Annotated in this window: 27 protein-coding genes; 10 read left to right on the forward strand and 17 right to left on the reverse strand. The window is 44.3% G+C overall.

All coding sequences use genetic code 11. The annotated features are described in order from the left end of the window. Positions 1-77: 77 nt before the first annotated feature. Together NLX78_RS05505 and NLX78_RS05510 are read right to left on the reverse strand one after the other, a co-directional pair. On the reverse strand, positions 78-1,082 hold the full coding sequence (locus tag NLX78_RS05505; RefSeq protein WP_250266995.1) for a sensor histidine kinase: 1,005 nt from the start codon (positions 1,080-1,082) through the stop codon (positions 78-80). After that, complete coding sequence (locus NLX78_RS05510) at positions 1,075-1,770, reverse strand: response regulator transcription factor (protein WP_254349948.1); 696 nt, start codon at positions 1,768-1,770, stop codon at positions 1,075-1,077. The genes NLX78_RS05505 and NLX78_RS05510 overlap by 8 nt, the downstream gene beginning before the upstream one ends. A 218-nt stretch (positions 1,771-1,988) precedes the next feature. Here NLX78_RS05510 and NLX78_RS05515 point away from each other — a divergent pair, with 218 nt between their 5' ends. After that, positions 1,989-2,618 carry a YfbR-like 5'-deoxynucleotidase gene (locus tag NLX78_RS05515; RefSeq protein ID WP_069290707.1) on the forward strand — a complete coding sequence of 210 codons (630 nt, stop codon included), beginning with the start codon at positions 1,989-1,991 and terminating at the stop codon, positions 2,616-2,618. A 176-nt stretch (positions 2,619-2,794) separates the two neighbouring features. Beyond that, positions 2,795-3,781: an aldo/keto reductase gene (locus NLX78_RS05520; RefSeq protein WP_254349834.1), complete on the forward strand. Its 987-nt coding sequence runs from the start codon at positions 2,795-2,797 to the stop codon at positions 3,779-3,781. 99 nt (positions 3,782-3,880) lie between these two features. Here NLX78_RS05520 and NLX78_RS05525 read toward each other — a convergent pair whose 3' ends face one another. From NLX78_RS05525 to NLX78_RS05550, 6 genes are all read right to left on the reverse strand, one after another. Continuing rightward, positions 3,881-4,180 (reverse strand): spore coat protein, encoded by a 300-nt coding sequence (locus NLX78_RS05525; RefSeq protein WP_025719163.1) that lies wholly within the window; start codon positions 4,178-4,180, stop codon positions 3,881-3,883. Next, on the reverse strand, positions 4,177-4,386 hold the full coding sequence (locus NLX78_RS05530; protein WP_235306748.1) for a hypothetical protein: 210 nt from the start codon (positions 4,384-4,386) through the stop codon (positions 4,177-4,179). The genes NLX78_RS05525 and NLX78_RS05530 overlap by 4 nt, the downstream gene beginning before the upstream one ends. 30 nt (positions 4,387-4,416) lie before the next feature. After that, positions 4,417-5,553 (reverse strand): zinc-dependent alcohol dehydrogenase, encoded by a 1,137-nt coding sequence (locus tag NLX78_RS05535; protein WP_160788324.1) that lies wholly within the window; start codon positions 5,551-5,553, stop codon positions 4,417-4,419. After that, on the reverse strand, positions 5,550-5,930 hold the full coding sequence (locus NLX78_RS05540) for a spore coat protein (RefSeq protein ID WP_235306746.1): 381 nt from the start codon (positions 5,928-5,930) through the stop codon (positions 5,550-5,552). Before NLX78_RS05540 ends, NLX78_RS05535 begins: the two co-directional genes overlap by 4 nt. A gap of 40 nt (positions 5,931-5,970) precedes the next feature. Further along, on the reverse strand, positions 5,971-6,222 hold the full coding sequence (locus NLX78_RS05545) for a spore gernimation protein GerQ (RefSeq protein WP_254349835.1): 252 nt from the start codon (positions 6,220-6,222) through the stop codon (positions 5,971-5,973). Positions 6,223-6,394: 172 nt separating this feature from the next. After that, positions 6,395-7,933 carry an FAD-dependent oxidoreductase gene (locus NLX78_RS05550; protein ID WP_254349836.1) on the reverse strand — a complete coding sequence of 513 codons (1,539 nt, stop codon included), beginning with the start codon at positions 7,931-7,933 and terminating at the stop codon, positions 6,395-6,397. A gap of 157 nt (positions 7,934-8,090) precedes the next feature. On the opposite strand from NLX78_RS05550, the gene NLX78_RS05555 reads away from it, so the two are divergent. After that, positions 8,091-8,759 carry a hypothetical protein gene (locus NLX78_RS05555; RefSeq protein ID WP_254349837.1) on the forward strand — a complete coding sequence of 223 codons (669 nt, stop codon included), beginning with the start codon at positions 8,091-8,093 and terminating at the stop codon, positions 8,757-8,759. A 208-nt stretch (positions 8,760-8,967) separates the two neighbouring features. On the opposite strand, the gene NLX78_RS05560 is transcribed toward NLX78_RS05555, so the two are convergent. The 3 genes from NLX78_RS05560 to NLX78_RS05570 form a co-directional block, all read right to left on the reverse strand. After that, a complete protein-coding gene (locus NLX78_RS05560) occupies positions 8,968-9,261 on the reverse strand; it encodes a DUF1330 domain-containing protein (RefSeq protein ID WP_016822569.1) in 294 nt (97 codons plus the stop codon). A 139-nt stretch (positions 9,262-9,400) separates the two neighbouring features. Beyond that, entirely contained in the window at positions 9,401-9,772 is a 372-nt protein-coding gene (locus NLX78_RS05565) for a winged helix-turn-helix transcriptional regulator (RefSeq protein WP_367987748.1), read from the reverse strand. Positions 9,773-9,882: 110 nt separating this feature from the next. Continuing rightward, a complete protein-coding gene (locus NLX78_RS05570) occupies positions 9,883-10,506 on the reverse strand; it encodes an acetate uptake transporter (protein WP_069290703.1) in 624 nt (207 codons plus the stop codon). Between the two features lie 215 nt (positions 10,507-10,721). Here NLX78_RS05570 and NLX78_RS05575 point away from each other — a divergent pair, with 215 nt between their 5' ends. The 3 genes from NLX78_RS05575 to NLX78_RS05585 all read left to right on the forward strand — a co-directional run bounded on the left by NLX78_RS05575 (position 10,722) and on the right by NLX78_RS05585 (position 12,720). Then, the gene (locus NLX78_RS05575; RefSeq protein ID WP_254349838.1) at positions 10,722-11,078 is read left to right on the forward strand and encodes a nucleotide excision repair endonuclease; all 357 of its coding nucleotides are present in this window, start codon (positions 10,722-10,724) and stop codon (positions 11,076-11,078) included. Between the two features lie 108 nt (positions 11,079-11,186). Beyond that, complete coding sequence (locus NLX78_RS05580) at positions 11,187-12,131, forward strand: helix-turn-helix transcriptional regulator (protein WP_254349839.1); 945 nt, start codon at positions 11,187-11,189, stop codon at positions 12,129-12,131. Positions 12,132-12,198: 67 nt separating this feature from the next. Next, the gene (locus tag NLX78_RS05585) at positions 12,199-12,720 is read left to right on the forward strand and encodes a DinB family protein (RefSeq protein ID WP_254349840.1); all 522 of its coding nucleotides are present in this window, start codon (positions 12,199-12,201) and stop codon (positions 12,718-12,720) included. Here the strand turns inward: NLX78_RS05585 and NLX78_RS05590 are convergent. The 4 genes from NLX78_RS05590 to NLX78_RS05605 all read right to left on the reverse strand — a co-directional run bounded on the left by NLX78_RS05590 (position 12,653) and on the right by NLX78_RS05605 (position 15,253). Continuing rightward, positions 12,653-13,189, reverse strand: a complete 537-nt coding sequence (locus tag NLX78_RS05590) for a Crp/Fnr family transcriptional regulator (protein ID WP_069290701.1) — start codon at positions 13,187-13,189, stop codon at positions 12,653-12,655. The two genes, NLX78_RS05585 and NLX78_RS05590, sit on opposite strands and share 68 nt — an antisense overlap. A gap of 36 nt (positions 13,190-13,225) precedes the next feature. Next, complete coding sequence (locus NLX78_RS05595) at positions 13,226-13,966, reverse strand: SDR family oxidoreductase (protein WP_165178172.1); 741 nt, start codon at positions 13,964-13,966, stop codon at positions 13,226-13,228. A gap of 30 nt (positions 13,967-13,996) precedes the next feature. Then, complete coding sequence (locus NLX78_RS05600) at positions 13,997-14,575, reverse strand: TetR/AcrR family transcriptional regulator (RefSeq protein ID WP_254349841.1); 579 nt, start codon at positions 14,573-14,575, stop codon at positions 13,997-13,999. A gap of 132 nt (positions 14,576-14,707) precedes the next feature. Further along, entirely contained in the window at positions 14,708-15,253 is a 546-nt protein-coding gene (locus tag NLX78_RS05605) for a glutathione peroxidase (RefSeq protein ID WP_254349842.1), read from the reverse strand. A gap of 228 nt (positions 15,254-15,481) precedes the next feature. Here NLX78_RS05605 and NLX78_RS05610 point away from each other — a divergent pair, with 228 nt between their 5' ends. Continuing rightward, positions 15,482-16,261, forward strand: a complete 780-nt coding sequence (locus tag NLX78_RS05610; RefSeq protein ID WP_254349843.1) for a YheC/YheD family protein — start codon at positions 15,482-15,484, stop codon at positions 16,259-16,261. Positions 16,262-16,376: 115 nt separating this feature from the next. Here NLX78_RS05610 and NLX78_RS05615 read toward each other — a convergent pair whose 3' ends face one another. Next, on the reverse strand, positions 16,377-17,087 hold the full coding sequence (locus NLX78_RS05615) for an SDR family oxidoreductase (RefSeq protein WP_254349844.1): 711 nt from the start codon (positions 17,085-17,087) through the stop codon (positions 16,377-16,379). Positions 17,088-17,249: 162 nt separating this feature from the next. Here NLX78_RS05615 and NLX78_RS05620 point away from each other — a divergent pair, with 162 nt between their 5' ends. Together NLX78_RS05620 and NLX78_RS05625 are read left to right on the forward strand one after the other, a co-directional pair. Beyond that, on the forward strand, positions 17,250-17,600 hold the full coding sequence (locus NLX78_RS05620) for a winged helix-turn-helix transcriptional regulator (RefSeq protein ID WP_069290696.1): 351 nt from the start codon (positions 17,250-17,252) through the stop codon (positions 17,598-17,600). A gap of 161 nt (positions 17,601-17,761) precedes the next feature. Further along, a complete protein-coding gene (locus tag NLX78_RS05625; protein ID WP_235306740.1) occupies positions 17,762-18,250 on the forward strand; it encodes a DUF2798 domain-containing protein in 489 nt (162 codons plus the stop codon). Between the two features lie 89 nt (positions 18,251-18,339). On the opposite strand, the gene NLX78_RS05630 is transcribed toward NLX78_RS05625, so the two are convergent. Continuing rightward, positions 18,340-19,080, reverse strand: coding sequence for an SDR family NAD(P)-dependent oxidoreductase (locus NLX78_RS05630; RefSeq protein WP_254349845.1), 741 nt, complete (start codon positions 19,078-19,080; stop codon positions 18,340-18,342). 157 nt (positions 19,081-19,237) lie between these two features. Here NLX78_RS05630 and NLX78_RS05635 point away from each other — a divergent pair, with 157 nt between their 5' ends. Beyond that, positions 19,238-20,134, forward strand: a complete 897-nt coding sequence (locus tag NLX78_RS05635; RefSeq protein ID WP_254349846.1) for a LysR family transcriptional regulator — start codon at positions 19,238-19,240, stop codon at positions 20,132-20,134. Positions 20,135-20,173 lie beyond the last annotated feature (39 nt).

The following is a 20,173-nucleotide window of genomic DNA, read 5'->3' on the forward strand; positions in this document are numbered from 1 at the left end:
TAGCCTTATTATAAAAATAGAGCCGATGTTTTTCCTTTGATTGGGCGAACAATACATAAAAGCATGTGACATCTCTGTCACATGCTCACCATGCTCACGAAATCATTTCGTTTGGGAAAAATTAAAGTGAAGGTTGTACCCACGTTCGGTTTGGAGTGCACATCTATATGTATGAGCAAGGACTGGGCTGCCTTTTTCGTTAAATATAACCCCATGCCCGTTGAAGTATGATCAGAATGTTGGGTTGTGGAGGTAAAACCTTTCTCGAAAATACGGGGTATATCCTTCGGATCAATACCGCGCCCAAAGTCTTGGATCTCAAGCTGTATTCGATCCCTCTGTTCATAGCTGTGAATGATAATATCACTGGCATCGCTATATTTGATGGCATTGGTTAAGAGCTGTCTGATGATAAAGGCCAGCCATTTGGCATCACTCAGCACTTCCATGTGCTCCAATTGGATGTCAAAACCGATCCCTTTTTGGATGCACCATGACTGTAATGCTTTGATTTCATTAAAAACCAGAGATTTTAAATTCACTTGCTCGACATACAGATCATTTTCAATAAAGGATATGCGTTTGTGATGGAGCTGCTGATCCAGCAGTAAGTGGATTCGTAGCCATTCATAGGTTAACTGAGCTTTTAGGGGCTTATCGTCCAACCGCTCAATCATCAAATGCATGGTGGTCAAAGGTGTTTTCACCTCATGAATCCAGGATAATAGTTCATCTTTTTCATGTTCAAGTGTCAATTGATTTTGCGAGATGATCTGTTGTAACCGTTCGGTCTGGTCAGTGATTTTTTGTTCAATGATTTGCTCAAACGGACTCTCCGGTTCGCCTATACCCGTTAGTTCAAGAGGGCTCCTCCATTCTTCTAGTGTTGTATAGAATTTGGTTTCCTTGGGATAACGCATGATTAAAAAAACCAAGAAAATCATCATGGATAAGAAGATGATATAAAGGATGGGCATTAACGGAATTAGTGCATCCACATAAGCAATGAACAGGATCAGAAATTGCTGGCATACAAACAGTAGAATCCAGCTCCGCCTCTCTATAAGATATTTTTTAATCATAGGAAGGTGCCTCTTCTGTAGCCATGTAGCCTTGTCCGACTTTCGTTTCAATGAAACGGCCCAAATCCAGCTCGTCTAATTTTTTACGCAGGCGGTTCAAGTTGACGGTCAGGGTATTGTCGCTGACAAAACGTTCATCATCCCAGAGGCTTTTAATTAATTCCTCTCGTGCGACAATTTTATTTTTTTGTTCGATTAGCAACTTCAAAATAAAAATCTCGTTCTTGGTTAATTCGATGGAGCCAGCCTCATTGGCTACTACATTTTTTTCATAATCGACCGTCGCTCCACACCATGTTTTCAGAGAGACAGGCTCTGTATTGTAGTTATATACGCGGCGGAATGTCGCCTGTAATTTTGCAATGAGTACATCAAAATGAAACGGTTTTTGGATAAAATCATCCGCTCCAAGCTGCATCGACATCACCATATCCGTAGGATGATCCCGTGACGATAAGAAAAGGATGGGGACGTTAGAGTGGGATCGAATCATTCGACACCAATGAAACCCATCAAATTTCGGCAATTGAATATCTATCACGACCAGATCAGGTTTTATCGTTGTGAATTCCTGAATGACTTTATTAAAGTCATGGATGCCATACACATCATAGTTCCATTGAGTTAACCGATCCTTCATTTCATGGAACAAAGTTTCATCATCTTCAATTAGTAAGATTTTGAACAACGATTTCACCACTTTTTACTTTTTTTGGTTTTTGGAAAATTCGATTCCAGTCGCTTATTGGATTTTGCAAACTCCTCTTTTATAAAGTGTATAGCAAAAATTGTGTATGTGCTACATGGTGGACTCAACTTGATATTGCGATAATCTACTGTTAATAGTTGAGGTTTATAGTGGGTTTATATTGACTATCTCATATATTTTAAAGGATGGATGCAATGATGGGAATTCACACGTATTTTCGGTCGCTAAATGAGCTGGAAAGAATCATCCGTTGTCCAGGTAAGTTTAAATTTGAGGAACACAGCGTATCGGCTCATTCCTGGAAAGTGGTGCAATATGCCAAAACGCTGGCTGATATTGAAGAAAGAAATGGGGTCAGTATTGACTGGAAAAAGCTATACGAGATTACGAGCAGTCACGATTACGGGGAGATTTTTATTGGAGACATCAAAACGCCAGTTAAGCATTCCTCTAAGGAACTACGGCTATTAATCCAGCAGGTCGAAGAAGGTATGGTTGAGTATTTTATTGAAGAGAATATTCCCGAGGATTTTAAAGCCATTTTTCGCAAGCAGCTAAGGGAAGGTAAAGATGATTCTGTAGAAGGTTTAATCCTTGAAGTTGCAGACAAAATGGATCAGGTGTACGAAGCATTTGCTGAGCTTCAGCGGGGAAATACTGAAAAGGAATTTATAGTCATGTACCGTAATGCACTTGTGAAAATCAAGAATATTCAATTACACTGCGTTAATTATTTTTTGGAAAATATCCTGCCCGATATGGTCAAGGAAGAAACGCCCTCATCCATTGATATCAAAAAGATTACGGAAGAAGCCTTAGCTTTGTAAATGAATTCCCCTACCGTCCAGAAGCTACTGAAGTGCTTCTGTTCATACATAATAATTCCCCCCTTCAAAACCAGACAACGCTTGACTTCAAGTTAACTTTAAGTAGTAACATACGGAATGTGACGTAGTGATTAGGAAATGCGATGACTATTCTGACAATTGAGGAGTGATACAAATTGAAAAAGAAACAACTGGGTAACAGCGACCTTCAAGTATCTGCACTGGGTCTGGGCTGCATGGGAATGTCCGAATATTACGGTGAGTTGAATGATCAGGAGTCGATCAAAACGCTTCATCGTGCGCTGGAGCTAGGGATAAACTTCTGGGATACTGCCGATGTCTACGGTGTGGGGAAAAATGAAAAACTGATTAGCCAAGTTTTGCGGAGCCGCCGTGACGAAGTGGTGTTAGCTACTAAATTTTCTATTATGCGTGGGGAAGATGGCGCATTCATGGGTGTAAGTGGCCGTCCCGAATATGTAAAAGAGGCATGCGACCGCAGTCTGCAAAGACTAGGAGTAGATGTGATTGATTTGTACTACCAGCACCGTGTCGATCCGAATGTACCTATTGAGGAAACGGTGGGTGCGATGAGTGACCTGGTTCAGGCGGGAAAAGTCCGCTATTTGGGGCTGTCCGAAGCTTCTCCTGGGCTCATTCGACGCGCTCACAAGGTACATGCGATTACAGCCCTGCAAACGGAATACTCTTTATGGAGCCGGGAAGCGGAAGATGAAGTTATACCGACGTGTAAGGAACTGGGCATCGAATTTGTGGCCTACAGTCCACTTGGACGCGGATTTTTGAGCGGGCAAATTCAGAAGTTTGATGATTTTGCAGAAGATGATTTCCGTCGCTCTGTGCCACGTTTTCAACCTGAGAATTTCCAGAAAAATCTGGATCTCGTGCAGCATGTTAAGGGCCTTGCTGCCCAAAAAGGGGTCAAACCTTCTCAACTGGCGTTGGCATGGCTGCTTGCGCAAGAGGGAATTGTACCGATTCCAGGAACCAAGCGGGTTACGTATTTAGAGGAAAATGCAGGAGCCGTCGATGTGGTTTTGTCCGCAGAAGAAATGGAGACTATTAACGCAATCATCCCCAAAGGAATGGCAGCAGGCCTTCGTTACCCGGCCGAGCGGATGCCAAATTGGCAAGCCGAATAATGAAGATAATGAGATAAACCCAAAGCCGTCTTTCACGCGAATCGGCGTGAAAGGCGGCTTTGTGGGTTTCATAGATTAGCAAGAACGTACTTTTTCTTTTTACAAAACGGGAGCTTGCAATGCAGTATTGATATTTTGCAGATCCATCGAAAGCTGCTCTTTTACGTTCCAAGGGTGATACCAGCCGCGTTCAATCATGTACGTGGAAATTTGCTCATGCGTATCAATAGCTTCATCCAGTTGCTTTGTAAGAATCGCCTTAATTTCTGGAGTTCCCGCTTCTGTTACGGCCATAGCGTAATTTCTCACACCGCTTTTGGCCGCGTTCAGAAAATCGGCTGCAATGACTTGGTCCGTTAAGGTATGCAGTCCGGTCAAATGCTCCAACAGTGTATTCATGGCTTAACCTCCTGTGAAATGGCTTGATCTAAGAGGGTGCCGAGTTCTTGTATTTGGCGGGTTGATAAGTCAACATCCTGCTGTAATATAGCTTTGAGAGTCGGATCAGAGATTAATGCTTGCATTGTTTTGGACTTGGTAAGACATACTGCCTTGAACGCTGACAGTTCATGGACTTCAAGAGTTTCATGCAGGCCATACACCATATGACGTTTGCCTCCATTCAAAATATATAGTTAAGGTTTAAGTACCACTTTGATGCAATTGTCTTGTCTGGTATCGAAAATTTCATATCCACGTTTGGCGTCGCTTAACGGAATGACGTGTGTAACAACGTCTCCTGGGTCCACCTTTCCCGTATCAATCAGCTCATACATATAGGGCATATAGTGAATAACGGGAGCTTGTCCCGTACGTAAATTAACATTTCGCTGAAAAATGTCTCCCAAAGGAAAACCGTTATATCGTCCGCCGTATACCCCGGTAACTTGAATGGTCCCGCCTTTGCGGACAGCTTGTGTGGCTATGACCAACCCTCCTAAAGCTCCACCGTGAAGTTTGAGACCAGAAGCCAAGGATTCCAGCGGAGACATTTTACCGCTCATGCCGGAGCAATCAATAACTACGTCCGCGCCTCCTTTGGTCATCTCCTTCAGGTAGTTGCCAACGTTTTCTTGCGATTCCACATTAACGATCTCCACGTGATTGGTGCGCTTCGCGTGTTGCAGACGATAATCCAGATAGTCTGCCGCAATGACTCGTTTTGCCCCTTTGAACCAGGCGAACTTTTGCGCTAACAAACCTACCGGCCCACAGCCAATAACAATGACAGTATCCCCCTTCTTCACTCCGGCATTATCGACGCTCCAAAATGCAGTAGTCATGGCATCAGCAATCAGGCAAAGCTTCTCGTCAGGATGTTCACAACTCTCCGGAATTTTGAAGTGAGTGAAGTTGGCAAAAGGCACACGTAAATATTCAGCTTGTCCACCCGGATATCCACCAGTTGTTCCTGAATAGCCGAAAAAACCGCCCATATCTCCATGCTCATTAGAATGATCACATTGACTTTCCAATTGGTTTTTACAATAAAAGCATTCACCGCACGCTATGTTAAACGGAATGATCACGCGGTCTCCCTTTTTCAAGTTGGTTACGCCGCTGCCGACTTCTTCTACAACCCCCATCGGCTCATGCCCAATTACATAATCCTCTTGTAGATTCGGAATCATTCCATGAATGAGATGCAGATCTGAACCACAAATAGCGGTTGTTGTCAGTCTGATAATCGCATCATCGGCTTTTTGAATACTCGGGTCCGGAACATCTTTAACCACAACGTTTTTGATACCTTGGTAGGTCACTGCTTTCATGCCTGGTTTCCTCCCATATGTTCGTCCGGCGTGCGATCAAACATACCCTTGCGGGTGGTATCGTCTGGGAACAGTTTCATTTTGCTGATGTCCACCGTCTTGTTGGCTGATAGTTGATCCAATTGATACTGCTTTTGCAGATCATAGGGATGAAACCATTTTTTTCGTACCATAAGATCAGTGATTTCCTGATGAAACGCGATGCCTTGATGCAATTGATTGCGCAACAGAGTTCTAGCATCTGGAGAGACGGTTTCCGTCAAGGCTATGGCTGTATTTCGAACCCCTTCCTTGACGCGAATCAGAAAGTCCATCGCAAATGTCATGTCTGCCATTTCCGGCATATTTAATGAGTTTTTTGGATCCACATAATCCATTCTTGCGGACTGGGTCTGATTTAATGTCACATCATTCACCTCAATTTAATATTGGTGTGGGACGGAATTCTGGAACAGGTGCCTGAAACGGTGCTTTAACATACAATGCTTGCAAATCGGCAATAGCTTGTATAGATTGCTGAACATCTTTTTCCATTAAATCCCTTAGCTCTTGATCGAATACCAAGCCCTGCATTAATTTGGACTTGGCTAAGCATAACGTTTTAAAATTAAGCGCTTCGTGGATCTCTAGGGACTCATGCGCCGCTAATGCAGACTGTTGGCTTATCATAGGATCACCTTTCTTTTATGATTCTCAAAGGTATGTTGTCCAGCGTAACTAAGTTTATTCAGAGCTATGAAAAGGTTGGGTTACCAAACGAGGGCGACCCTTTTGGAAGAACAGCGAGCGATTCCAGTAAGGCCTGTGCTCTTGAGTCTCCTTAAGCATACAAAGGTTGGTGCTATTCCCCTTCAACCTTGCCAAGCGATTTTTTGGCCGGACCTTCAATGACTTCGCCTTGATATGAAAAGCGTGAGCCATGACAAGGGCAATCCCATGTTCTTTCCGCTTCATTCCACTCGACTTCGCAACCCATATGGGTGCATGTTGTGTCCACTAGGTGTAATGCTCCTTGTGGGTCTCGGTATGCGCCCGCTCTTTTGCCGTTCACCCGAATGACCGCCCCTTCGTCGTGCTGCAGTTCTTCGGCTTTTTTGTAGTTGATCCCCAATTTCCCAGCAATCAAATGTTTAGCCACATTCGCATTTTGAGTCACAAATGTTTTAATGTCAGGGTCCATATGAAATCTTGAAGGGGAGAAAAGATCCTGATACGGGCTTTCCTCTCTGGTAATCAGATTCGTATTTAATAAAGCCGCCGCTACACTTGTGGTCATCCCCCATTTTCTATACCCCGTAGCAACGAGGATGTTAGAAGTGTTAGATAGTTCCTGCCCAATATAAGGGAGTTTGTCTAGCGTATACAAGTCTTGGGCCGACCAGCGATAAACGATCTCCTTTAATCCAAATGTTTGCTCCGCAAACTTTTGTAAAGCTTCATAGTACTGGAAAGTACAGATTCCTTGTCCCGTTTTGTGGCCTTCCCCACCGACGATAACCATCGGTTCTCCGTTTATTAGTACAGAGCGAAGCGAACGTTTGGGGGTTTCCGCACTTAGGTACATACCACCCGGATAGGTTTTGTCCGTCTTGACCGCTAGTACATAAGACCGCTCGGCATGCAATCGCGCAAAATAAAGACTGTTTGGATCATTGAACGGAAAATGCGAGGAGGATACGACATAGTTGCAGGTGATTTTGTGCCCGTCGCTTGTATTAATAATGGAGGGGGTTCCCTTATCCACACCCACAACGGTGGTCTGCTCATAAATCTTCCCGCCTTGCCGGATGACTTGATTGGCTAGATACCTTAAGAAAGGAATCGGATTAAACTGAGCTTGGTTTTCCATCATAATAGCTGCTTTAGTTGAAAAGGGCAGAGGCGTTTGTTCGACATAACTTCCCGGGATGCCAAGTTCCTTGTAAGCTTTATATTCGTCGTTGATTTTTTCCACATGCGTATCCGCACATGTATAAACGTAGGCATCTTCTTCTGTAAATTGACAATCGATATGGTACTCTTCTACCGTTTGTCTGATAAATTCAAGAGCATCGCGGTTAGCTTCATAATAGAGCCGGGTTTTTTCCTTGCCAAAATGTGAAAGAAACTCGCTGTAGATCAAATCATGTTGTGCGGTAATTTTGGCGGTCGTATGGCCCGTTGTTCCATGAAGTATCCGCCCTGCGTCGACGACTGCGACGTTTAGTCCTTTTTTAGAAAGTAAATAAGCAGTGGTAATACCAGTAATCCCCGCACCTACAATGGCAACATCCACCTGAATATCTTCACTAAGTTTGGGAAAGTTGGGGATGTCAGTTGAAGCTAACCAATATGATTCGGGAAATTGCGGAAATGTGGTACGAGATTCGTCTTGTTTCATTTTCACAAGCACCCCTTTTATTACAATTATTGTATACATTGTTATCATTGTATGATTTTATATACCCTAAAAAGGGATACTTTCAGCCAGCTTTCATCTTGTTTTCAGCTTGACCGGGTACAATCAAGGCAATTTTCCCGGGGAGGATGCATAACTAATGAAAACAAAAATGAGAAGGAAGGTTTGGATTCCGGCTATCATCGCAGTTACGGTAGCAGCTCTACTCATAATCTACTATTACTACATGTCCTCGGTTTCCGGCGGCAAGCCTGGCATGCGACCTCCGGGAGGCGGCAATGTACCAGGACACATGGGCGGACGTCCCGGCGGAAAAGGTGGTGGGGGAAACGGGGGAATATTTAATACCTTGGGTACGATCTCCGTTTTTCTTGGGGCGGCCTCTTTCTGTTGGTTCTGGTTTAAGAAGAAACTGAGATCGCCGTCAATGCTGGTTCGAAAGGCCGGAAAGTTGTTTCACTCCTTGCATAAACTGCTGGGTTGGGCGACCTTGATTCTTATTGCCGTTCATGGTGTCTATTTCCTGATTACCAAATTTCAAGATCACAAAACCTACTCCGGTCTAGCAGCCTTTGCTATTATACTGGCTATCTCCGGGTACGGCTTCTATATTAATAAAGTACGCAACAAGTGGATGCGAACCATCCATCGTATACTTGGACTGCTGTGGGTTCCCGTGCTGCTGCTGCATGTCGGCGGAACTGCAATTATGGCGGTCATCGCCACTCTTGCCGTGGGGGGACTAGTCTGGACACTCGACAGAATGGCGGAGAAGACGTTGAAGCCTGTCCCAGGGGACACTCTATAATTTTATGGAGCGGTGTTACCTTCATCCGGGGGAGAACAAGATGCTGGCGAAGGTGTACGGTTACATTTTTTACGTTGTACTGGAAAAACTGCTACGTCCTATTAAGGACGTAGCAGTTTGTTTTATTGAATGACTATGAAATTAAATAAGCTAGTTACCTAATTCGAGTGCGAATTGTCCTAGTATATGAAAAGTAGCAGAACAGGAGTTATGCTCTTCCGTTAACCAGAATAACATTAGCTTGAGTTCCTGATTGGCGCAGCTTAATTAAGGGGGCGTAGTCATCGGAATAATAGAACTGCTTGGCAGCCTCGTAAGTCGGGAATTCGTGAACTACGACTATTGAAGGCTTCCATGTGCCTTCCAGTGTCTCGGGCTGTGGATCTAGGGTAAGGTTGCGGAATCCCGGCACTTTCTGCAGTAGCGCATCTGCTAGCTCTGCGTATTGTTTGAAAACAGCTTCTTCCTCTACTTTTATATCTACGATAACATATGCGCTCATATCCATTCTCCTCTGTATGTCGGACGGTGATCATACGTCCCAGGATTTCGCCGGCGAGCATCTTTAGCTTAATCCGACACGCGGAGATTGTAAATTAGGCACTTTTTTTATCCTCAGTTTCATTTATTACACCGGTTCGTTATTTCAGGTTTGAAAAGTCGGAGATATGATGTTCGGCCTGAAATCGTTCTCCCCAAGCCTTCATTTGGGTGAGTATTGACTCAAGCGAAGCTCCGAGCGGGGTTAGCGAGTATTCCACTTTAGGCGGAACAAGGTGATGAACTTCGCGGTGAATGAGACCGTCTGCTTCTAACTCTCTCAGTTGGAGGGTCAGCATTTTTTGAGTGGCCATGGGAAGTGCCCGCCGCAGTTCTTGAAACCGCTTAGTTCCACCCAGCAATTCGTACAGAATGATTCCTTTCCACTTTCCGCCGATAATGCTTAAGGTTACTTCCACCGGACAGCCTTTAGTCGGCGTGCAATTAACTCCATTGTTCAGCCGTTTTCTCACGATATCATCTCCTTTCACTTTGTTATTATACCAATTCCATCCTTATATCCCCAAAGCCGTCCTTAACGCGGATCGGCGCGAAAGGCGGCTTTGTGGGTTTACATATACAGCTAAGGACGTGGCTTGAAAATGCCGAAAGGACGTCCGACGGGCAGGAATGTACGGCCAAAATGAGCATTCAGAACGGCAGCTCCTGTACCATACAGTGAGAGCAGACCAATGCCCATTTCAGCATAAGCGGCGATGGTATGGAACACCTCTGGGGCAACGCCAAATGCATCGAAGCTAAGACCGAGGAACAGAAAATCAATCAACACAAAAATAAAGAATAAAACCTTATGCGTCTCCATCGCTCCAATGGTCATGAAAAGCGTAAAGATGAGATAGCCCGCAAAGGCAAAGCCGAGCTGTTTGCCATCTACAGCAGATGCCAGCTCTGAGCCGAATACGCCCATTTTAATCATCCAGCTACTGGCTACGGCTAACCAGAAGAAGGCGTAAGCACCAAATGCCGTCATGCCGAAGGTGTTGTTATGTTTTGCATCCTGAATGGAGGCAAACAGCTGTGCAAAAGCACCGAGAAATATAGCCCAAGGGATGATGAAGCTTAAGCCTTCGGTGAGGCCAAGCTTTTGGGATGAAGCCACAAGCGTTACAATAGCCAAGCCAAACAGGCCGATCGCACTCGGATCGGCCGTTATGATTTTTACGTTAGAATGAGATTCATTTTGCATAAAAAAATAGAAGCCTCCAATAATGTTCAAGTACGCGTCAATCTGCCGATGCCAGAATCACACTGACATATTGTAACGGAAACCGACGTACTCGCATAGTAGGTAAATTATAAAATTTCACCGATCTGTCTTGCGATGGGGCAAGGATTATTAAATGGTGTTACCGCAGGATTTGTGATAATATTTACACCTATATAGAATGAGGAAGTGACATAGTGATTAATATAACAATTCCAACTCCGGATATCACGATTACCAAACAGGTTAACCCTGAGCTCAGCCATATTTACGGATTTACCGACTTTCACCTGATCCCTAGAGATAAGGCTGGTATCTTTATGTTCTACAACACACAGGGGGAATTGCTGTTTGTTGGTAAAGCAAGAAAGCTGAGACAAAGAATCAAAAAACATTTTGAAGATACCGTATCGCCGATCAAGGACAAGCGGAACGAAGTAGCGATTATTGAGGTTTGTATTGTGGAAGATGCAGTAGAGCGAGAAATTTATGAAACCTACATCATCAATTCACAAAAGGCTAAATATAACGTCGAAAAAGTATTTTTTAAGTAATGGAGTAACTTCCATATGAAAAAAGAGCAATAAGTCGCAGTGACTGTACTGTCCTTATTGCTTTTTTGTATTTCTGCATTTTTGATCCTTCCAGAGAGGGGCCGTGGCATGAATAAAACAGATCGTATGCTAGCGATCTTGCTAGAGTTGCAGCGTAAGGATATTGTACGAGCCGAGGATTTGGCAGCCATATTCGAAACGAGTGTGAGGACCATCTATCGGGATGTTCAGGCTCTAAGTGAATCGGGCGTACCGATTGTAGGAGCACCGGGCATTGGATATTCCTTGATGGAGGGGTACTTCCTGCCCCCCTTGTGCTTTACCGCAGAAGAGGCTGTGGCGTTGCTAATCGGAACGGATTTTGTCGAACAAAAATTTGATACAGACTACGGTATCAAGGCGCAAGCTTCCCGCAGAAAGATTGAAGCCATTTTACCGGAGAGCGTCCGCAGGGAAGTCTCCCGGGTGCGTAAGACCATCAGACTGCTCGCAGTGGGTGAAGGAGCAAACCATAGAGAGAAAACCTATTTGGAAACGCTGCGTCTCGCTGTATTGGAAAAACGTAAAGTACAGTTTGGCTACTCCAAAAGAATGCCAGAGGCTGACGGGAATCGTCAAAGTGTGCGTGTGGTCGCTCCTTATGGTCTTGTCCTGCTCCGTGGTTCTTGGGTGTTAATTGGGCAATGTGAATTGAGGCAGCAGCTTCGTCATTTCCGTCTGTCACGTATGGACGAGCTTATCGTGCTGGAGGACAGGTTCCAGTTGCCTGTCGATTTTCATTTGCAGGATTACAAGCAAACCGATGACCGTCATGTAACTGTTCGCATACTAGCACGTTCGGATATAGCAGATAAGGTGAAGGAAGCGAACAACTTTTATATGGAGGCCATAGAGGAGCGTGCAGATGGACTGCATATACTCTTCCGCGTCAGACAGCCGGAGGAATTACTGCAATGGGTACTTGGATGGGGCGCGGATATGGTTGTGCTGGAGCCTGAGTCGCTCCGGGAGCGGATACGTACAGAAGTGGAAAAAATGTTGAAATGCTACTGACATAATGCTGTCAGTAGCATTTTTGTATAGTAAAGCTACTTTGATAGAGAGGGGCAATTATTAATATATGAATACAACTGAAACATTACAGCGTTTCGAAGAAACGGCACAACACTATCTTCTTGAATTGGACAGCTTTAGCTTGGAGCAATTGCAGTACACAACTCAGGAGGGTCAATGGTCGCTTGGACAAATGTATCTTCATTTGGTGAACTCTGCACTGTATATGCATCTTAAGAACATTGATCTTTGTCTACAGCCTAATGGGGAGACCGGAGTTAAAACGGAGGCAGGCACGGCCATTTTTAATCTGGGGAGCTTTCCACCAATGCGCATCCAAGTTCCACCATCCCCGCAGTACACTCCCCAACAACCCACTAGCAAAGAAGAGATTGTGGAGGGATTAAACGTCGTGATCCGCAAGATGAGAGAGATTGAGCCAACCGTTGGGAAATCAACAGGGCCGTCTACCGTCTCTCATCCCAGTTTCGGCGCGCTGAATGCTGGAGAATGGTTTTCGCTCATCGAGATGCATTATCGTCATCATCTTTTGCAGAAGGAGCGCTTGAAGCACGCAATAGCCGATTAATCGTCTCCCGACGCAGCCCTATAAACTGGCCGATTTCCTCCTGCGTCAGCACGTCCGTTAACGTGGCGGGTGCGATGTAGGAGTGGAACCAGCGTTGAAGCTTCCGAAGCTTCTCAGCAGGTGACACCTCGGTGAGCTGGTCAATTCGTTGCTGCATCATGCGCAATTTGTCCTGTAGCTGCAAAGCGATCTCCCGACATTGAGCTGGGTCTTGCTCCAGCTTTAGATACCATTCTTTTTGCGACAAAACCCCAATCTCAGAGGTTACCAACGCCACCGCTGTACCATAATAAGGATTGGGGCTGATCAGGGAGTGGTGCGGGATGATTTCATCGGGCACAATCACATTAACTAAAATTTGCGAGCCGTCTTCATGGACTCGGACAATTTTTAACAAGCCGCTCTTTAAGTGATATAAAGGACCGGATTCTCCTTGTCGAAATAAGGTCTCGCCTTTGTGTAATATCATGAACGTAAACAGCCTCCATTCCATGTATTCCAGCTTTTAGATGAACCCGCCATTGACGCGGATCGTCTGCCCGGTAACCCACTGTGATTTGGCGCTGACCAGGAACTCAATCACATCAGCGATATCTTCCGGTTCGCCGAGCCGACCCATAGCATTCATTTTTTTCATGCCTTCGATTTGCTGCTCGGTTTTTCCTGCTTGGAAAAGCTCGGTGTTCACAGGACCGGGGGCCACGGCGTTGATCGTAATTTGCTTGCTTCCGAACTCCTTGGCTAGCTGACGTGTAAATTGCTCCACTGCGCCCTTGGTACCTGCGTATACGCTATATGCCGGGAACATTTGTCCGATTACGGATGTGGACAGGTTCACAATTCTTCCGTAGTCCTCCATATATTTCATGGCTTGCTGACAGGCAAAGAAAGTGCCCTTTACATTCAGTGCGAATTGTTTGTCAAAATCAGCTTCGGTTACCTCAGCCAGAGGTTGGGTGATCATCAGCCCAGCGTTGTTAACCAGAATATCCACTTTACCAAATTCAGCAATCGTATTTGTAAATAATGCTTCAATATCACTCATTTTTCCCAGATCAGCGTGAAGTGCTATGGCTTTGCCGCCTTTTTGGATAATGCTCTCGACGACTTCTTGGGCTTTGTCCGGACTGCTGGCATAATTGATGACTACATTAGCGCCTAGATCAGCCAGTTGCTCGGCAATGGCACGTCCAATCCCTCTGGAGGACCCGGTGATAATTGCTGTTTTTCCGTCCAAATGCTTCATATGTGTTCAGCCCTGCTTTCCATATCTATTTTAAGTGATTCCTTTTTCTAAAAGCGTCCACACATCCGAAAACTCCTGATTAATCACAGGGCTCTTCCATTCGTAAGCATGAGCGGGATGATGAAAACGGGCTGTGGCATAGAAAAGGGTACGCGCCAGTTGGGCTGGCTGATCTGATATGATGTCCCCGCGTGCAATGATATCAGCGATATGATCCACAATGTGGGCGATATGCTGGTCGATTAAATCAGCGGCTTGCTCGGTGACCCTCGTATACATCTCGAACATTTCCTCGTCGTCGCGGGCATAATACTGTTTGAGTTCAACCAAGGTCTGTATATATCGTTTTAAATGTGGCGTTCCCAGTATAGATGAATTCTGACAGACCTCCGTTAACGGGCCAATAATCTTTTCATTCAGCCATTTCTCGGTCACGCCTTCAAGAAGCTCGGCCTTACTTTTAAAGTGTCGGTAAATGGTGCCATGACTTACTCCCAATACTTTGGCAACATCGGTTACGGAGGTTTTGGCTACACCAAAACGCCTAAGTGTGTCTTCAGTAGCAATGAGAATCTGTTCCTTGGTTAGCACATCTGAGGATTTTTCCATAGGGACACGGTCAAGTGCCGTGTGAGTCACCTCCTTGAAGTCAGGATAACACAAAGAGTATCAAATGACAAATATTCATTTTTGTCATTTGATACTCTTTTTTTAAAGAATCCAAAGAAATGAACAGAAAAACTACAATAGCGATTCGATGACAGGATCAATGGCAGAGGGCTCCGTTGTTACTTCAAATCTCCCTTTTACCTGGCCATCGCGATCGACCAAGAATTTAGAAAAATTCCACTTGATACCGTCGCCAGCGTATATTTCTGGATACTTATCCCGCAGGAAATCCTCCATCCATTGACCGTCTTTGGTTTGGGTATCGAAGCCTTGAAACGGTGCCTGATGGGTCAGATATTGAAATAAAGGATGAGGAGATGAGCCTCTTACATCTGTCTTCTCAAAGAGCGGGAAGGTTACTCCATGGTTAATTTGACAGAATCCCTGAACCTCCGAATTGCTACCTGGCTCTTTTTCATTGAATTGGTTACAAGGAAACGCGAGGATTTCAAAGCCTTGCTCCCTCCGTCTATCGTAGAGCCTCTGCAGATCCGCGAATTGACTGGAGAAGCTACACTTGCTGGCTGTGTTTACAATGAGGAGAACCTTTCCTCTGTAGTCTGAGAATTCAATCGGTTTCCCGTTAATTGAGGTTGCTTGAAAATCATAAATAGACATGTTAACGTTCCTCCTCACGTTATTATTTAATACATCATATATCCAGAATTATTATTGGTCTAATATATTATTAGGATCAACTTTATAGGTATTTACAATAACTTCGTCTTGCAGAACACATTGTCCATCTCTCTCTTGAAATCAAAGAAGACTCGCCTTAAAGAAAGTAGAAGATTTGCCTCTTTCATAGCAAACTGTGGCATTCGCCGTTACCAAGATAGAATATAGATGCATATTCATGTAATGTGTGCAAAAACCCAACAGAATCGAGGGATATTCGTGCCCATTGGAAAGATGATTCAATACAAGGAAATGCAACAACATCCCATTTTACGTTCTCACTTGCCCGAAACCCGCTGGATCAGTAATGCAAGGACTTTACGGATGCTGGATACCTATCGCACAGTCTTTATCAAGCCTAATTATGGGAGTGGAGGAACTGGCATCATACGTGCGAAAAAGCTGGGGAGGAAATATGAGGTTCGTTGTGGCTCCAGTCGCAGAGTCGTTAGATCCCACGCCGTAAGAAGAGCAGTTAGAACCTATCGGAGACCTCATCGTCGTTATTTGGTACAGCAAGGACTTAAGCTAGCCAAGTACAAAGGTTCCATTTTTGATGCCAGAGTGTACATGCAGAAGCCGGAATCGGAATGGGTCATTTCAGGAATAACCGGTCGTGTCGCTGCACCTCGAAAAGTCGTTACCAACTATCGGAAGGGAGGACATGCGGCGCCGTTGTCCAAAGTGCTTTTAAGGGTCTTTAAAAATGACAGAATAAAAATGAAAGAGATTCTGGACCAGATCATCGAGCTTTCTAGAATCATTGCCGACACGATAAATAAAAATCATCCGGTTCGCGAGCTGGGTATCGATCTTGCTATTGAAAAGAGCGGTCAAATCTGGATTATCGAGGCCAATCCGCATCCCGGACATATGTTGTTCAGGCAGCTCCCCAATCACAAGATGATTCGCAACATTTTGAGAAACAAACGTCGTATTCATCACTAGGATAAAGTTTTTGAAATCATTCATTGATAAGAAAAGGAGGAGAACGCCCAAGCAAAGATGCGGGAGCGTTCTCCGTTTTTTTTGTTAAATGACTGACGGATTTAAGACGAAGCTTTTATGTTAAAATGTGTCCGCCATCCACATGAAGGACGGTTCCGGTCACAAACTGATTTTGAATCAAATAAAGTACACCTCGTGCAACATCCCCCGCAAGTCCAACTCGCTTCACAGGAAGCTTATGCGCGACCGTATCATAGAATTGATTACGCGTATTTTCAGGCATTTTGCTGCGGGAAGGTGTATCAATAATGCCGGGTGAGACGACATTCACGCGGATGGGAGCAAGTTCTAACGCCAAGGTTTGACCAAGATTCGAAACCGCTGCATTCACAGCACCGAGCGCAGAGGAGCCAATCATCGGCTTGTATGCCACCACTCCTGAAAATAAAGTAATGGAACCTTTGTTTGAGAGTTGGGAAGCCCCGTATTTAGCTGCATAATATTGACCCCAAAATTTGTTTTCGAATAGCTTGCGGGCTTGATCCGTCTCCAACTGAAGGAATGACCCGCCTGATGTTTCTGCGGCGCTAACGATAAGATGATCATAGGGACCGACTTTTTCGAAGAAAGATTTTACCTGCTGCTCATCTGACGTGTCCAGCACATATATTGCAGCACGAGGGCCCAGCATTTCTTTGGCCTTGTGCAATTTATCCTCTGAGCGGCTGGCGATTACCACTTCCGCTCCAAGCGAAATGACTTGCTTAGCTGTTTCTAGACCGATACCTGAGCTTCCACCAATAATGACAATCTTTTTGTTTTGCAAATGGATTACCTCCTCGTATTAGAGAAAACATGACTTGCTACAGCGATATTGTATATGTAATAAGTTTATTTAGGGAAGTAGTGATATTTAATTCATATAGTTTCCTAAAAGGAACTATTGTGATACCATTGGGTTTAACAGATGATTTTTGGAGGAGTTCCCATGCACGCCCAAGAACCTATTGAATTGACCAAAGGAATACCAGGCAAGCCGTGTCCTATTGCCCAAACACTTGATTTGATCGGAACGAAATGGACTTTTCTAATCATCCGTGATCTGCTTATCGAAGGAACACTGAGATTCAGCCAACTTCAGAAATCCATGAAGGGGATTAGTCCCAAAACGCTTTCTCTACGCCTGAAGGAACTTGAAGATAACGGCTTGTTAGAAAGAAAGGTATATGCCGAGGTTCCACCGCGAGTTGAATATTCGTTAACGGAAAAAGGGAAGCGACTGGAAAGTGTTTTTATTGAGCTGAAGAGATTTGGCTTAGATTTAGAAGCAGATCATTGAGGGATATGACTGCAACATTCCGAGGTATCGTTGAGCTGAACGATGCCTATTTCTTATATATATAAAGGGAAGCGCTTACTATAAAGTTCACAGAAAGTTCACTTATGTGGAGGTTTCGACTATTTATATAATTACCAAGGTACACAGAAGGGATGATGGAATTGCCAACAACGAAGAAAGAAGATTTTTATTTTGGTTTAATGATGTGCTTGGGGATGGTCGTATTCATGACATTTTATAATCTATATACAAATGACTTGATTGGCATAATATCTCTAAAAGTAATGTTTCTTCAATTTATTTTATGTTTTATCATTGCTTTCGTATTGGAATTATTTATTGTCGGTCCACTAGCAAAGAAGATAGCCTTCTCATTACCATACGACAAATCTAAAAAGGTATTTGTGATTCTGTCCCTTTCATGCTGTATGGTCATTGGAATGGTTCTTTGTATGTCACTTTATGGATTGGGGACAGCTTACTTTTTTAATGGTCTTTCGGGAGACTCATTATTTAAAAATTACTTGTCTTTAGTTTTTAAGAATTTTATTTTTGCTTTCCCTCTGCAGCTCTTAATTGTAGGGCCGCTTGTTCGGTACTTATTTGCTAAATTCGTGAAAGGTACACGAATTGCGGTATCTTTAAGCTAAAACGTAGTCAACGACGGTATACGATAGCTCAAAAGCCGCCTTCTGTCTGAGAAGGCGGCTTGTTTTTTTACGCAGAAGTCTCAGTATCTTTAAAGTGTTTGTCCGCTGTCCACCGTAATAATCTGGCCTGTCATGGCTTCCTGTTCCAAAGCAGAGCAGATCATGCTGGCAATATCTTCGGGCGTGGAAATGCGCTGTAGGAGCAAATGAGGAAACAGTTGCTTCATTTGTTCTTCCCTGCCTGCCCACCATCTTGTCGCTACGGCTCCCGGCACGATGCAATTGACGCGAATATCCGGTGCTAGTGCTCGTGCTAAAGATTTGGTCAGCCCGTGGACGGCCGCTTTGGATACCGCATAGGGAAGAGAGGAACCTAGCCCTGTTTGCCCTGCTATACTTCCCAGATTGACGATAGCCCCTTGTTTACTACGCTTCATAAAAGGAGCTACGGCTCTGGCACAGTAAAACATGCCTTTTACATTTACATCAAATAGATCATCCCATACCTCTTCCGTGGCTGACTCCAGATCATCCATAGGAATGTGATGTGTAATGCTAGCGTTATTCACGAGTATATCAATCGTACCGAATTGCTGGACAATCTGGTCAACCATAGTTCGAACTTCCTGATCTCGGGAAACATCTGCCTGTAATGCGATAGCACGTCCGCCCTTTTCAAGGATCATACGTACGGTTTCCACAGCATCGTTTTTAGAGCGGGAATAGTTTACGACTACCGTAGCTTTTCGATCTGCCAAGGCCATACATGCGGCTCTCCCAATTCCTGTACCTCCACCTGTAACCAGTGCTACTTTTTGATGTAAATCCATAGATATTCGCTCCTTCTCCAACCAGTTCATTTTGCGTCTGAAAATAATATGATCTGATATGTATCATTGTAGAGGATGTATTGTGTTCCGTATAATTGAATTAACTGAATTTATGATTCAATAAAATTGAATTAATTGTGCATATAGGAGACTGAGAATGGACATTAAAACGCTCAAAACATTTCAAATGATTGTGAATTACGGAAGTTTTATGCGTGCAGCGGAAGAGTTGAATTATGCACAATCTACCGTGACGATGCAAATACAGAAGCTGGAGTCCGATATGGGAATTCAACTGATCGAACGGGGCAAGAAAATAAAGTTAACTGAAGCGGGTAGGATGTTTTACGAGCAAAGTCTACATATTGTAAAGGATATGGAGCAATTGTATGAAAATATGGACAATCTGCAAAGAGGGACTACAGGTAACATTCGTATAGGAGTGACCGAACCGACTGCCAGTTATCGACTACCAGAAATTTTAAAACGCTTCTTAACCCATTATCCGAATATTCGGGTTTCTGTTGAGTTTGGGAATACCCCTACCTTAAGCGAGCGTATTCTCAAGGGAGATATTGACTTAGCGCTGTGTTCCACACCGGATGTGGGAACAGAGCTATATTTTGAACCTTTATTTAAGGAGAATTTTGTAGTTTTAATGCCTGAAAATCACCCGCTTGCGGAAAAAGAAAACATTGGGCCAGAGGATTTACAGGGGCATCGGTTGCTTATTACATCGGCCAGCTGTCCATATCGTCGCAAACTTGAAATGGTCATGAAGGAATATGGAATAACCACGCTAGACACGATGGAAATTGGCAGCATGACGGCTCTGAAATTTTATGTGGAAAGCGATTTGGGTATTGCCCTTGTGCCACAAATTCTGGTCAGTCCTATCCCGGCAGGAGTAGCGGTGAGGGAATTAAGCGGCAGCCTGATCGATATGACCTTCGGCCTTCTTTGCAAAGCAACAGACTATCCGCTAAGGCTGGCAAGCTCAAGGCTATATTCTGTGTTGAAGGAGGAGCTTGGGGAATGGTCCTCGGTGCATTGAGCTAGAGTAGCGAGTATGCAGGGAATTGTGTTTTCTGTC

The organism is Paenibacillus sp. Lou8.1 (assembly GCF_024213565.1).
GTDB classification, from domain to species: domain Bacteria; phylum Bacillota; class Bacilli; order Paenibacillales; family Paenibacillaceae; genus Paenibacillus; species Paenibacillus polymyxa_B.

What these genes read in the sequence shown, in the direction of transcription:
- NLX78_RS05585 (WP_254349840.1), top strand. Translation starts at nt 12,199, where the DNA reads ATGAATACAACTGAAACATTACAGCGTTTCGAAGAAACGGCACAACAC.
- NLX78_RS05540 (WP_235306746.1), bottom strand. Translation starts at nt 5,930, where the DNA reads ATGGATTATGTGGATCCAAAAAACTCATTAAATATGCCGGAAATGGCA.
- NLX78_RS05555 (WP_254349837.1), top strand. Translation starts at nt 8,091, where the DNA reads ATGAAAACAAAAATGAGAAGGAAGGTTTGGATTCCGGCTATCATCGCA.
- NLX78_RS05595 (WP_165178172.1), bottom strand. Translation starts at nt 13,966, where the DNA reads ATGAAGCATTTGGACGGAAAAACAGCAATTATCACCGGGTCCTCCAGA.
- NLX78_RS05535 (WP_160788324.1), bottom strand. Translation starts at nt 5,553, where the DNA reads ATGAAAGCAGTGACCTACCAAGGTATCAAAAACGTTGTGGTTAAAGAT.
- NLX78_RS05600 (WP_254349841.1), bottom strand. Translation starts at nt 14,575, where the DNA reads ATGGAAAAATCCTCAGATGTGCTAACCAAGGAACAGATTCTCATTGCT.
- NLX78_RS05630 (WP_254349845.1), bottom strand. Translation starts at nt 19,080, where the DNA reads ATGGATTTACATCAAAAAGTAGCACTGGTTACAGGTGGAGGTACAGGA.
- NLX78_RS05505 (WP_250266995.1), bottom strand. Translation starts at nt 1,082, where the DNA reads ATGATTAAAAAATATCTTATAGAGAGGCGGAGCTGGATTCTACTGTTT.
- NLX78_RS05620 (WP_069290696.1), top strand. Translation starts at nt 17,250, where the DNA reads ATGCACGCCCAAGAACCTATTGAATTGACCAAAGGAATACCAGGCAAG.
- NLX78_RS05545 (WP_254349835.1), bottom strand. Translation starts at nt 6,222, where the DNA reads ATGATAAGCCAACAGTCTGCATTAGCGGCGCATGAGTCCCTAGAGATC.
- NLX78_RS05515 (WP_069290707.1), top strand. Translation starts at nt 1,989, where the DNA reads ATGGGAATTCACACGTATTTTCGGTCGCTAAATGAGCTGGAAAGAATC.
- NLX78_RS05590 (WP_069290701.1), bottom strand. Translation starts at nt 13,189, where the DNA reads ATGATATTACACAAAGGCGAGACCTTATTTCGACAAGGAGAATCCGGT.
- NLX78_RS05530 (WP_235306748.1), bottom strand. Translation starts at nt 4,386, where the DNA reads ATGGTGTATGGCCTGCATGAAACTCTTGAAGTCCATGAACTGTCAGCG.
- NLX78_RS05570 (WP_069290703.1), bottom strand. Translation starts at nt 10,506, where the DNA reads ATGCAAAATGAATCTCATTCTAACGTAAAAATCATAACGGCCGATCCG.
- NLX78_RS05560 (WP_016822569.1), bottom strand. Translation starts at nt 9,261, where the DNA reads ATGAGCGCATATGTTATCGTAGATATAAAAGTAGAGGAAGAAGCTGTT.
- NLX78_RS05635 (WP_254349846.1), top strand. Translation starts at nt 19,238, where the DNA reads ATGGACATTAAAACGCTCAAAACATTTCAAATGATTGTGAATTACGGA.
- NLX78_RS05580 (WP_254349839.1), top strand. Translation starts at nt 11,187, where the DNA reads ATGAATAAAACAGATCGTATGCTAGCGATCTTGCTAGAGTTGCAGCGT.
- NLX78_RS05550 (WP_254349836.1), bottom strand. Translation starts at nt 7,933, where the DNA reads ATGAAACAAGACGAATCTCGTACCACATTTCCGCAATTTCCCGAATCA.
- NLX78_RS05525 (WP_025719163.1), bottom strand. Translation starts at nt 4,180, where the DNA reads ATGAATACACTGTTGGAGCATTTGACCGGACTGCATACCTTAACGGAC.
- NLX78_RS05610 (WP_254349843.1), top strand. Translation starts at nt 15,482, where the DNA reads ATGCATATTCATGTAATGTGTGCAAAAACCCAACAGAATCGAGGGATA.
- NLX78_RS05605 (WP_254349842.1), bottom strand. Translation starts at nt 15,253, where the DNA reads ATGTCTATTTATGATTTTCAAGCAACCTCAATTAACGGGAAACCGATT.